Origin of the sequence: Vibrio profundi (genome assembly GCF_005281835.1) — a bacterium.
In the GTDB taxonomy this organism is placed as follows: Bacteria; Pseudomonadota; Gammaproteobacteria; order Enterobacterales; family Vibrionaceae; genus Vibrio; species Vibrio profundi.
Map to the genome: position 1 here is coordinate 1 of NZ_RZIS01000016.1, position 13079 is coordinate 13079.

9 protein-coding genes are annotated in these 13079 nt (G+C 44.1%); 1 reads left to right on the plus strand and 8 read right to left on the minus strand.

All coding sequences use genetic code 11. From position 1 onward, the window contains the following. Both ELZ11_RS22655 and tal read right to left on the minus strand, forming a co-directional pair. Positions 1-1202: transketolase family protein (locus tag ELZ11_RS22655; protein ID WP_244291713.1), on the minus strand; the 1202-nt coding region annotated here is incomplete at its 3' end. 88 nt (positions 1203-1290) lie between these two features. After that, entirely contained in the window at positions 1291-2241 is a 951-nt protein-coding gene (gene tal, locus ELZ11_RS22660; RefSeq protein ID WP_137359658.1) for a transaldolase, read from the minus strand. 457 nt (positions 2242-2698) lie between these two features. Here tal and ELZ11_RS22665 point away from each other — a divergent pair, with 457 nt between their 5' ends. After that, positions 2699-3715 carry a sugar-binding transcriptional regulator gene (locus tag ELZ11_RS22665; RefSeq protein ID WP_137359659.1) on the plus strand — a complete coding sequence of 339 codons (1017 nt, stop codon included), beginning with the start codon at positions 2699-2701 and terminating at the stop codon, positions 3713-3715. A 111-nt stretch (positions 3716-3826) separates the two neighbouring features. Here the strand turns inward: ELZ11_RS22665 and ELZ11_RS22670 are convergent, their stop codons facing one another. From ELZ11_RS22670 to ELZ11_RS22695, 6 genes are all read right to left on the minus strand, one after another. Next, positions 3827-6106 (minus strand): putative bifunctional diguanylate cyclase/phosphodiesterase, encoded by a 2280-nt coding sequence (locus ELZ11_RS22670; protein ID WP_137359660.1) that lies wholly within the window; start codon positions 6104-6106, stop codon positions 3827-3829. 291 nt (positions 6107-6397) lie between these two features. Continuing rightward, positions 6398-8674 carry a bifunctional diguanylate cyclase/phosphodiesterase gene (locus tag ELZ11_RS22675; RefSeq protein WP_137359661.1) on the minus strand — a complete coding sequence of 759 codons (2277 nt, stop codon included), beginning with the start codon at positions 8672-8674 and terminating at the stop codon, positions 6398-6400. Between the two features lie 61 nt (positions 8675-8735). After that, positions 8736-9578 (minus strand): sulfurtransferase, encoded by an 843-nt coding sequence (locus tag ELZ11_RS22680; RefSeq protein ID WP_137359662.1) that lies wholly within the window; start codon positions 9576-9578, stop codon positions 8736-8738. Between the two features lie 14 nt (positions 9579-9592). After that, complete coding sequence (locus ELZ11_RS22685; protein ID WP_137359663.1) at positions 9593-9910, minus strand: hypothetical protein; 318 nt, start codon at positions 9908-9910, stop codon at positions 9593-9595. Between the two features lie 151 nt (positions 9911-10061). After that, positions 10062-10508: a carbohydrate-binding protein gene (locus tag ELZ11_RS22690; RefSeq protein ID WP_137359664.1), complete on the minus strand. Its 447-nt coding sequence runs from the start codon at positions 10506-10508 to the stop codon at positions 10062-10064. 11 nt (positions 10509-10519) lie between these two features. Then, on the minus strand, positions 10520-12652 hold the full coding sequence (locus tag ELZ11_RS22695; protein WP_137359665.1) for an LruC domain-containing protein: 2133 nt from the start codon (positions 12650-12652) through the stop codon (positions 10520-10522). Positions 12653-13079 lie beyond the last annotated feature (427 nt).

Consider the following 13079-nt stretch of genomic DNA (forward strand, 5'->3'; position numbering starts at 1 on the left):
GATGGGTCTTCAGCTGAAACAGACTTAGAACCAGACCACATAGTCAGGTTAGAAGGTGCTAGGTCAGCAGAACCGCCTAGGAATTCAGGTAGCATAGCACCGAATGCTTCTAGAGCGTTTTGAGACGCTTTACGTGAAGCGATGTTTGCTGGGTTAGCTTGAAGATCAGCAATGATTGCGTTTGCTTTTTCTTCCCACTCAGCTGGTAGGCCACCACTTACGCGGCGTTTGAATTCAGCTGCCAGCTCAGGGTATGCTGCTTCATAAGCTGCAAGTTTCTCGTTCCACGCTGCTTCCTTAGCTGCGCCTGCTTCTTTCGCATCCCACTCTGAGTAAACTTCCGACGGAATTTCAAAAGGACCGTGCTCCCAACCTAATTCTTTACGTGTTGCTGCAATTTCTTCAGCGCCTAGTGGTGCACCGTGACAGTCGTGCGAACCTGATTTGTTCGGAGAACCGAAACCAATGATAGTCTTAGTACAGATTAGAGTCGGACGACCAGTTTCAGCTTTAGCTGCTTCGATAGCTGCGTTGATTGCTTCTGGATCGTGGCCGTCTACTGCTGGGATTACGTGCCAGCCGTACGCTTCAAAACGTTTTGGCGTGTCGTCAGAGAACCAACCTTCAACTTCACCATCGATAGAAATGCCGTTGTCATCCCAGAAAGCAACTAGCTTACCAAGACCTAGCGTACCCGCTAGAGAACATGCTTCGTGAGAAATACCTTCCATCAGACAGCCATCACCCATGAATGCATAAGTGAAGTGGTCAACGATGTCGTGGCCTTCTTTGTTGAATTGCGCAGCCAGAGTTTTCTCTGCCATCGCCATACCAACTGCGTTAGTGATGCCTTGGCCTAGAGGACCAGTAGTTGTTTCGATACCTGGTGCGTAGCCGTACTCTGGGTGACCTGGAGTCTTAGAGTGAAGCTGACGGAAGTTCTTAAGATCTTCAATTGAAAGCTCGTAACCTGCTAGGTGAAGCAGAGAGTAAATCAGCATAGAGCCGTGGCCGTTTGAAAGTACGAAACGGTCGCGGTCAGCCCACTCTGGGTTTGATGGGTTGTGGTTTAGGTGAGAACGCCAAAGAACTTCAGCGATGTCAGCCATACCCATAGGTGCGCCTGGGTGGCCAGAGTTTGCTTGTTGTACGCCGTCCATGCTTAGAGCACGAATAGCGTTAGCTAGATGTTTGCGATTCATAGAAACTTCCGAATAAAAATTAAGAAAAACAAATTGGATAAAAGTAGGGGAACTGAACGTTCCCCTATTTGTAATTGGTTAGAGCTGATTACAGTTTAGCTGCAATCATGTCTTCTAGTTTACCTTGGTCAACTGCGAAGTTACGGATACCTTCAGCTAGTTTCTCTACAGCCATTGCGTCTTGGTTGTGATCCCATAGGAACTCAGCGTGAGTCATTGCAGCTGGACGCTCTTTAGTACCGTTAGAGTCGATAAGCTTCTCTACAACGTCGCCTTCTGCAGCTTCTAGTTCAGCTAGAAGTTGTGGAGCGATAGTTAGACGGTCACAGCCAGCAAGTTCAAGGATCTCGCCGATGTTACGGAAGCTTGCACCCATAACAACAGTTTTGTAGCCGTGCTCTTTGTAGTAGTTGTAGATGTTAGAAACTGATACTACGCCTGGATCTTCTGAAGCTTCAAAATCACGACCTTCTTTCGCTTTGTACCAGTCCATGATACGACCTACGAAAGGAGAGATTAGGAATACGCCAGCTTCAGCACAAGCACGAGCTTGAGCGAAAGAGAATAGAAGCGTTAGGTTACAGTTGATGCCTTCTTTCTCTAGGATTTCAGCAGCGCGGATACCTTCCCAAGTAGAAGCCAGTTTGATAAGGATGCGGTCGTTAGTGATGCCAGCGTCGTTGTACATTTTGATAAGTTGACGAGCTTTAGCAACGCTGCCTTCCATATCGTAAGAAAGACGAGCATCAACTTCAGTTGAGATACGGCCAGGAACTACTTTAAGGATTTCTTTACCGATGTTCACGTTAAGCATGTCACAAGTGTCTTGAACTTGTTGTGCTTTGTCGTCGCTTTGCGCTTTAGCGTATTCGATAGAAGCATCAATTAGAGGAGCGTACTCAGCAATTTGAGCAGCCTTAAGAATTAGAGAAGGGTTAGTTGTTGCATCTTCAGGAGTGTACTTTGCGATAGCTTCGATGTCGCCAGTGTCAGCTACAACAGTAGTCAGTTTACGAAGTTGCTCTAATTTGTTGCTCATTATGATCATCCTATGTCTTGGGCATCACTTTATTAGGAATAAAGTGTGGGCATTTGCAAGCTAACGAGTGAATTCATGACCGCGAATTTTACGGTGCATTTGCTCACAAGTTTAAATTTTCAATTGAGCGAACATTTGTCTCGAACATTTGATCGCTCAATGAGTAAATGATGTGGTCATATTTATCTGATCTCTGGATAAAGTCAATTGCTAATGGCCCGTTTAGGTGACATTAATCAAATATATTTATCATCAATAGCCATAAGGCTTTCAAGCAAACGTTTAGCGATATTCCGATGTTTAATATTGGCTGTAATTAGCATTCGTTTTTATGCTGAGAAAATGTAACTTGTGTGAGCAAATGTTCGGTTGGTATACTCAATGTGAACATGAAATTAAGGCGAACTGAGTTTGTTCCCTTAGGTAAATTAATTGTTAATGGCTGGTTGAATAGAATATGACAAGTAATATCCAAGATGTTTCAGAAGAAAATACCGATGTGTTGACTGAGATTGCGGTGGCGTATTATCAAGATGGTGCGACGCAGGAAGAAATCTCCAAAAAATTCTCAATCTCACGTGCAAAGGTAGGGCGAATGCTCAAGCAAGCTCGTGATGAAGGCATCGTTGATATTACGGTGAAGTATCACCCCGTATTCAGTGCCAAGATAGAACAAAGGTTAATAGAACGTTTTGGTGTGAAGCGTGCTTTAGTCGCTCTTGATCAGCCTAGAGAAGAACAGCAACGTTTGCAGGTAGCTGGGTTAGTATCTAAGTACCTAACGAGTTCGCTTAAAAACGGCATGGTTGTGACGGTTGGGCAGGGGCGAAATGTGTCTGCGGTCGCGCACCATGTGGGTGTGATTACCCCTCGTGATTGTAAGTTCGTGTGCGGTATCGGTGGTATTCACCCTAGAGGCGGCATGTTTAACGCTGACCATATCTGTCGTCAGTTAGCGAAAAAGTACGGCGGTAGCTCGGAAACTCTCTATGCCCCAGCTTATGCGGAAAACAAAGACCAAAAGATGGCTTTCATGCAAAATGCCACCGTAAAGCAAACGCTCGATTTAGCACGTAAAGCCGACGTCGCGTTAGTGGGTATCGGTGATATGAGTGAAAACAGCTATATGGTGGATTTAGGGTGGTTTACCGCTGATGAAGTGGTTCAGTCCCGTTTGCATCAAGGTGTGGTTGGCGATTTCGCAGGTTACGACTTTTTTGATGTGCATGGCCAAGCCGCTAATACAGTAATGAGTGACCGTGTTATAGGTCTTGGACTAGAGGAATTTCGTTCTATCTCGGAGGTGATCGCGATAGCTGCTGAAAACAGTAAGCCGTTAGCTCTACTTGGAGCGTTGAGAACTGGGGTAGTGGATGTGATTGCAACCAGTGTAAGTAACGCCTTGACGGTACTTAACCTTGATGAACAAATGCAAAACAGTGTGTTAGCGGATAATCAGCAACCCGAAGCTTAGCTACCACTTAAGGTAATTCGTTCATGCATGGACTAAGCACAAACAGTTAATTTAAGGTGTAACTGTCTGTGCTTAGTGTTTAGGCTGGAAAAGCAGTAACTATAAGAAGGGTTAGGCGGTTGCCAGTTCTTCTGCTCTCATTATGTAATCAGTGAGCTGCTTAGGGTTCAGTGGTTTGGAAAATAGGTAGCCTTGTAACACATCGCAATTCATATTTCTTAATAACGCCGCGTGCTGCGGTGACTCAACGCCTTCCGCTACCACCTGCATGTTCAACATCTTGCCAATCTCTATGATGTGTTTGACCATTTCTAACAAGGTTGGGTCTGAGTTGATGTTGAAAACAAAGCTCTGGTCGATTTTGAGTTCATTTAGAGGCAGTTCTTTCAAAATATTCAGCGATGAATATCCTGTTCCAAAATCATCTAACGATGTCTTGATACCTAATGAGCGTAATTCGGTAAGCCTTGCTTTAATAATTTGGATGTCGTTGACCATCATGGTTTCCGTTAGCTCTAGCGTGAGCAAGTGTTTCGGAAACTGGATCTCTTTTATCTGCTGCATTAGCTCAGGGATGAAGTTATCTAAGGTTAATTGCTGAACAGAAATGTTGATCGATAAATCAAACTCTCGCCCGGTTGCTTGTTGGATTTGGGCGATGTCGGTCAGAGATTGTTTGATGATCCGTTGGCCTAACTTTGGCATTTGACCCGTAGATTCCGCAATTTCAATAAATTCCTGTGGAGATACTTGGCCTAGATCTTTGTCATGCCAACGTACGAGTGCTTCGACACCATGCAATGAGCCATCATTATTGAGTTGAGGTTGGTAGTACATATAGATGTCGTTGCAAAGGATCGCATTTCGAAGCTTGTGCTCCACTTTAAGTTTTTGCAGGTGCTTGTGTTGCAGTTCTGCAGTAAAGAATGTCACCGTATTCTTGGTGGTTTTACTTTTGAACATGGCAAAATCCGCGTTACAGCGCAGCTCTTCAATAGTCTTTCCATCAAACGGGAACTGAGCAACACCTACACTCGCACTGATCACTAGGTTGTGTTCATCGACTGAGAAAGGCTGGTGTAAGTGATTCATTAAGTCACCAACTAGGTTTTCAATATCTTCCTGATCAACGACATGTGTAAGTAGCAGGAATTCATCACCAGACTCGTGTACGAGCAGCCCTTTTTCAGGTACATGCTTTTTAATTCGCTCGGCAACACACCGAAGCATGTTGTCACCTGTCGCATGACCATAAGCATCATTGACGCCTTTAAAATTGTCTAAGTCGATATAAATTAAGGTAAAAGGCTTTTTAATGTTGTTTGTCCATCTATGAGCCTTAGATTGAAAATAAATACGGTTAGGCAGTTCTGTGAGCAAATTATGGTTGGCGCGATGGATCAATTGTTCGCGCTTTTCTCTTTCGCTGGTAGTGATCTTTTTAAATAAGATGAACAACACGGCATGCACGGTAATGAAAATGCATAGTGCCAATATGAAAGAGGGCAAGAACTGTTTAATTAGATATTTGGACTCGACCTTAGATACGATCCACATATTGAAGTCTTGATCGTAGGTGAGGGAGGTTTGGGAAGACTCGTCAGACAAATTGATACGTAACGTGAATATTCTGCCCGTTTCGCGAGCCGTTTTCATCGTAATGTGAAACTTTTCGAAGAATTGCTTGGCCATTGATACGTGATTTTCTGATCCGATAGCGACGCTGTAATCGCGCTTACGTGTGTTCTCACTTGAGTAAAACTGGATAAAACCATCGTTACGAATGATACCGACTTCGTTGTGCGGCCCTAAGTGTGGAGAAGAGTTGAATATCTTAGACTCATCAATCGTTAACGCGGCCGCCATAACAATTAAAGGTTGATTATTGGCATCACGGACGGCGAATCGAGCAGGGATCAGGTTAGATTTCAAGTGATTACCATAGATGGTACGACCTAATATCATATTGGGTGAGCTAAGAGCCCTTAAGAATGAATCTCTCGTTTCTGGGCGTTCTAAATAACTGGTTTTACTTTCTTCGGAAAGGTTGGAGCTTGTCGTCAGCAAGTGACCACGAGTGCTGAGAACTTTTATCCCTTTAATCTCATTTTGATTCGCGATCACTTTATCTAAAAGTTGAATCGCACTTTCTTTTTCTCCACGGGAAAGCTGGCTGTGGATCTGTTGTCCCAGCACTTCTAAAAACGATTCTTGGGTTTTGAGTAATGAGTTTACAGAGTTGGAAAAGGACGACACTTGGTTTTCTTGCGCAAGGTGGATCCGTTGCAGATTGTTGTGCCATAAGTTGTAAGATACCCACGCCATTACCGCAATACTCAGTCCCAGTATCACTTGATAAAAATGCCAGACGTTATAACTTTTCCTTTTCATCCTTGTGCTCTCTACTTCCTAACTCGTCACATCGATAAATACGTTATAGCACACTATTCTGTATTTTATCGATGGTTACCTCTTAAGTGGCAACAATACTGGCGATAATGTGACTATTTACACATTTACGTAATAATTTGAGGAAGAGAGCGAGGGAAAACTGTTGGGGGAGCTTTAGCGGATCGTAGGGTAGCCCCGCTTACTGATGGGCAATAATCATTTAAGAGTATGCGGGGAGAGCTGATCGATTTGGTTTATGTGATTCGGTGAGAGAGCGAATATTGACAGGTATTACTCAGCACTGGTGTCAGATAAATAATGGCTCAGTTCTTCAGCTGAAATCGGTTTGGAAAAGTAGTAGCCTTGCAGCAAATCACATTGGCACTGCTTGAGAACACTGAAGTGTTCACTGGATTCAACGCCTTCTGCTAACACCACCATTCCAAAATTTTTACCAATTGCGATGATGTTTTGAACCATGGTTAATGACTGTTGGTCACAGTGAATGTTGTCGATAAAGCTTTTGTCGATTTTCAATTCGTCAATTGGTAGCGCTTTCAACATACTCAAAGAAGAATATCCAGTACCAAAGTCATCAAGCGATATTTTGATGCCCTCATCATGCAGCGCTTCACAGATAGGCTTCACGTGGCCAAGATCTTCGATGAACAGGTTTTCTGTGATTTCTAAGGTCAGTAAGTTCTTATCGAAATTATATTTTTTTAGCGTATCGAGTAAGTGCAACGCAAAGTCTCTTTGCATGAATTGGCGTACAGAAATGTTGATCGATAAGCTGAATGTCTTCTGCTCTGAATGCTGCAAGCGAGCGATTTGCATGATGCTTGATTCAATAATGAAGCTGCCGAGCTTAGCCATTAAGCCTGAGCTTTCAGCTATCGGAATAAAAACGTCAGGTGGAATAAAACCAAGATCCTTATCAACCCAGCGAACTAAGGCTTCGACACCATGGATACAGCCATCCGCTTTGACTTGTGGTTGAAACACCATAAACAGCGTTTTGTTCTCTATTGCTAGGCGCAGTTTTTGTTCTACCTTCATTTTGAAAAGGTGAGATTCCTGCATTTCGGTCGTGAATAAGCTGTAGGAGTTCTGTTCTTGTTTTGCGCGATACATAGCAATATCTGCAGCTCTCAACAAGCTATCCAAGTCGTTACCGTGTTTAGGGAAGCTTGAAATTCCGACGCTGCTGCTGAGTAAGAATTGTGCGCCGTTTACTTCGTAAGGTTCAGAAAGCGAGTTGATGACATTTAATGCGAGCTCTTTTAATTGCTCAGTATCGGTCGTTGGCGTTAGGAAAATAAACTCATCACTTGCTTCGCGCACTACCAAGCCGTTTTCTGGTTTAAAGTTGGTTAAGCGTGCCGAGACGAGCTTTAGGATTTTATCGCCAAAGTCATGACCGTGAGTATCATTCACACTTTTGAAGTTATCGATATCTATAAAGAGCAAAGAGAATGGCTTGGTTTTGTTTTCGAGCCACTGATGGATATGCATGCGCATGTAATGTCGATTCGGCAGCGAGGTGAGGGAATCGTGATTGGCTTGATACTCCAGCTTTTTACGAGCCTTTGCTTCACCTTTGGCAATGGAATTGACCAAAACGAAAAATGCAGTATGTAAAAGCAAGAACACCAATACGTACATACCAAACATAGAGAAGAATTGGCGGTCGACGTAATTTAGATCAGTTCTACCGACCACCCAGAGATCGTAATTTCTTAGGTATTTTACTGTCACTAATGAATGTTGGTCTGGTTCAGCGAGCGTAACGGTATAACTTTGGTTGCTTACTTGGACTTCTTCAATGGTGCTGGCGTGTTGTGCTCCTAGGTTGGCTAATACGGCTTTATACAATTGAGCATCGATAGGGGTTTCATAGATGGAGTCCATTTCGGTGTCGCTCGACCTGAATTGTCGATAGTGGTCAGTACGAACGATCAGCAGGTCGTTATAGCTCCCAGTATGTGTATCTTTTTGGAAAGCAATAACATCGTCGATTTTGAGCCCCGCGGTCATAACTGCTTTAACGCCTTCTCCGGGAATGCGAATCGCCTTACGGATAGGGATCACGTAGCTTTCGAGTGAGTTCTGGTAGTACGTTCGGCCAATGATCATTCGCTGGCTGTCTAGCGTTTCCAGAAAGGACAAGCGAGTGTGCTCTTCACTCATCAAACTCGGTGTTTCGCTCAAATTTACATTAGAGGTGACAGAGATAAAGTGCCCATCAGGGTTGGCAATACCGAAAGCGGCTATAGCAGGGTGAACATCTAATAATTTATTTAGAATAGGTCGAATTTGAATCGAGGCGGTTCGAGTGAAATCCGCTTGTTGGACTAGCTGATGGCCTACAACTTCAAGTAAGGCTTCTTGGCTAGTAAACAGAGAATTCACTGAGGTTGAAAACAGCTCGACTTGCAGTTGTTGCTGAAAGGCGAAATCTTTTCGGTTGGATTCCCATTTTAGATAGCCGTACAAAGAAAAAAGTATCAAGGTGATTGGAAAGACTAATACATAGAGCATCCAGATATTTTTCTTAAATACGGCCATAGTTTCCCTAATAGTTGGGGTTGGGTTCATCGAATATGAACCCAATTATCACTGCAAGTCGTTACTCGGTTACTGAAATCGGTAGGCGCGCGTCTGCTCCCCATTCAGTCCATGAACCGTCATACACACTCATGCTGTTAGGTAGCTGTGCGATTTGTGCAGCAAGTAGAATAATACATGCTGTTACACCCGAACCACAGCTAAAAATCATAGGCTTAGAGCTAGTTAACTGTAGTTCATTAAACAGATTCTTCAAACTTTCACTGTCTTTTAAGCGACCTGCATCCATTACCTGTGAGAATGGTAAACAAGTGGAATTAGGGATATGGCCACTGCGTAAACCTTCACGAGGTTCCGGAACTAAAGAATCGAATCGTTGCTGAGAGCGCGCGTCAAAAATATAGGCGCTTTGTTCTGCCGAATTTTGGTTTACGCGGCGAGCATCAATAAAGTATTTTGGGTCTAGTGTGCCTTCGAAATTTCCGACGGAAATCTCTTTACGGTAAGTCTTTTCAACTGGATAGTCTTGCTCAATCCAAGCCGGTAGGCCGCCATCTAATAAGAATACCTTGGTATGTCCCATCGCTTTTAGCATCCACCATGCTCGTGGTGAGGCAAAGGTACCGGAATTATCGTAAACCACTATGGTGCTGTCGTTGTTGATGCCTAAAGCTTTTGCTCGTTCATTAAAATGCGCTTCACTAGGCATCATATGTGGCAGTGAAGAATCTTGATCGCAAAAGTCTTTGTCGTAATCAAACTTTATAGCGCCGGGAATCATTTGACCGTGAATCTTCGCTTCTTCGTTTGGGATTTTAAAATTGATACTTGCATCCAGAATAACGGTATCTGGTTGATCGATTAAGCCTTTTAGTTGGGCAGCTGTGATGAGCGGTGACGTCATGTTTGGGTATTCCCTTATTGTGGTTTAGAGGTACAGCGGATAAAGCGATAGTTTTTTTGTGAGGACAAAAGTGACTCGTTTTCTTCTAGCTCTACCGTCGAGCCAACTGGGCAGTCTTGGACAGGAGCAACGCTAAGACGAAAAATCTCATTTGCACCCATTTCAAGTGTTAAGTAACGTCGATGGCCATCTAGAGATTGAGTAAGCGTATTACTCATAACGAGCGCAGTAACCTGCTTACCTGTTGGGTAAGTGAGAGGGTAGCGGTTTAGAAGTACTAAAATTATTACTCCAATCCCGAGTAACAATAGTCCTATTTTTAATTGCTTCATTCCGTGGAAGTTTTTGTTTTCACTTACTAAAAGATACGCCATCTACTAAAAAATTGAAATACTTTCACCAATAAAGGAAGCGAGCTCTCACAAGCTCGCTTTTTGTTTTTTATTGTTCAATGGATACCTATTTATCTGGCTAGCATTTTATTTACCAGGTTAGGCTAGATTCCGAGGTGTCGAACGTTCGCTGCAAAGGATCTTGCCCGTCGTAGAACCAGATTTCGACTAAGAACTCCTTTTTGACATTGGGCGCAGAGAAGTTGAGGTCTAACACGCCATCAACTAGAGAGCTGGCAACAACTTTGCTTGAGTAATCCGGTTTTAATGTCTGATTTTTTCGCGTTTTAAACCGGCTGTAGACAGATACAAACGCTCTTTGCGTGGTGACATCGCTAATATCAATCGACATTTGATACTGACCTACAGGGTTATAGTCGAATCCATCTGGGACCACTAAATCATCCATTGTAGTAGGAGCCGATTGAGTGGCAGGGCTGCTTGATGAACTGCCACCTCCGCCATCATCTCCGCCACCGCATGCCATTAGCATGGAGAGTGTGATTGAGCCTGTGATTATCTTAATTAAAGTATTCATAATGTTTCTCCTTACGGCTCATAGCACTGGTTATCAGCGGGTGAATTAAACCAAGTTGAAGACTGCTCGCCAGCGGATTGGGCATATTCAGCGAAATCTGGGTAGGCGGTTACAAGGTTTACACGTTCAAGAGGCCATTCCCATTCAGATGCTGAAGTGATCAATAGCGCCCAAGGGTGATTCTGAGCAGTTTTGAAGTACTTACCTTGTGCAGGATCACTGTCATCGACTCCTAGCCCTGTGTTGAAAAGGTTTACGGTATCGAACGCTTCAGTTGGGGCTTTATCCGCCAAGTGTACTTCCCAGCTTCTACCTGGGTGTAAAGGTAGGTTTTCTCCATGATAAGTGCCTGGAGTTGCAAAAATGAACGGGTCATAGGGCATATCGCTCCAGCTTGCATCTGCCACACCGCTTCCGGTTAACGTGATACCGATTTGGAAAGTGAACTGTTCGTCTTCTTTACAATCGGTTTGGGTTCGATAGAAGCGACAGCTCGTGGTGACGTTTTGGCTAAGGTCTCGGCTAACAACGAAGATTGCCTCAGTTCGACCGTCTTCCATGCCCGATGAGCCAAATTCGCCATTCAGTTTCATGTAAGATTCAGTGGTATCAACAAGGCTTGGTGAGAGGTCTTCAAGTCGGATAGCAAAGGCATTTTTATAGTCGGCGCCGAGCGCTGCTAGTCTACCGTCGATGGTCGACTTAACCACTTTGCCTTCTTTTAGGATCTCAGTGATACGATACAAAATGACCACGTCGTTCATATCGTAATCGGCTTTGTACGGCCAGTTATCTTCGTATGCGAGTGTTGCGTAACCAGAAGCGCTAGGGAAGTAACGAGCCGTTGCGCCGTTATTCAACACATCCACTTGGAAGTCGACTACCTCACCAGAAGTGGAACCGCCATAGTAAGCAAGCCCGGTTTGTTGACTGAATCGGAAGCGAGCCCATGTCGTACCAGCAAGTGCGTTGATATCGACGTTAAGGAATAATGTGTTCTCGCCAGCGACTAACGCTTGGTCTGTAAACACTTGCTCGTTGTCACCATCAAATGTGCCATCTTGATCCCAGTCGATCCAGGCTGACAGGTAGCCGCTTGTTGAAGCATCTACAACAACACGTGCGTCCAAGCCAGATTCAAGGGCGGTTACGAAGCCGATACCGCCGTCTACCCATTCATCATCGGTTCCGACGTTGTCGTCACTGAGTGGGCTCGTAAAGCCGTCTTGCTCGCCATCAGGCGCGTCTGTTCCCAACCACGTGACACCATCTAGCTCGTGACGAGGACCGTTACTTGCTAATGTGGTTTTGTAAGTATCAGGCGCATCACCAAAGTCGATGTTTGAATCCTCATCTACCACTGGCGCGTTAGCGCAGCGGGCACCGTCATTTTGGCCAGAAGCCGGGCCATTCGATACAAATTCGACCGCAGGTACAATCCCGGCGGAAATTTGGTAAGAGTTGGAAGGAGATAGGTTGATTCGGTAAATCTTACCGTCTTGGTTACGCGACACGTAGTAGTAGCCGTTGACATCAAAATAGCCTGCGCCAAATGTCCCGGTTTCTCCGGTATCACCAACTAAAGTTTCGGCACCGGTAGATGGGTCGAATCTATATAAGTTACCCGAGTTATTATCAATCCCATATAAAGAGCCATCACTTGGGTGAAAGGCGAAATCGGTTAGGCTTACTGTTGCGGTTGTACTGACTTGGTTCACCGTTAGCACCGCCGACGGGTCGCTATCTAGAGGAGATAAGTCAATGGTATAGAAGCCTTTATTTTTTCGGTAGAGGTAATAAACGTGGTTGTATACGTCCCCTACATAAAAGGTGTGATCGGTTGGTAGGCCTGACGTGTTGACGACCTCTGCCTGAAAGTCTTGCCCTAAACGGACAATTCGTTTGTTGGTGGTATCGTAGCCGTAAATGTATCGGTCTTCGAAGTCGAAACCAACGCCGTTTATATTGGCATCCATTCCGGTGTCATCTTCTAAAAGCGAGGTTGAACCCGTAACTAAGTTCACTCCCCAAACCTCAACCGGTTTAGACTGGAATAGGTAGGCTTTACTCGGACACGTATCGAAAGGTGCAGCGAGTATTTTAGAAGAAGCAACAAGTAGCAAACTGAGCGCTAAATATTTCATAACTACATCCTGTATTTCGGGTGGTAGTATGGATATTCAACTAATGTGCCACTTTTAAGTTGTTGATATATATTTGGTTTTTGTAAGTCTTGGATGACTGTTTTATTTTGATTGTCAGAATGGAATAAGCCTTGAATACTTCCTAACCACGTCAGTCGCTCATTATTTTTCAAACAAAAATAAGCCAAGAAAAATTTGCGAGTAATCTCAGGTTCTGTGTAGCCCGCTAAAATGCACAAAACCAAGAATCGAGCGACACATGTGTGGATTTATCGTATACGCCCCAAAATCTACGCCTTGAAATGTGCATAAAATCACGCGCTCTCATCCTACTAAATGTGATTTTTATGTGCGTATGTGCTTATTAATTCGAACAAAAAATCTTTGATGATGTCGAGCACATTTTGCTAATAATTCATCCCAGTAG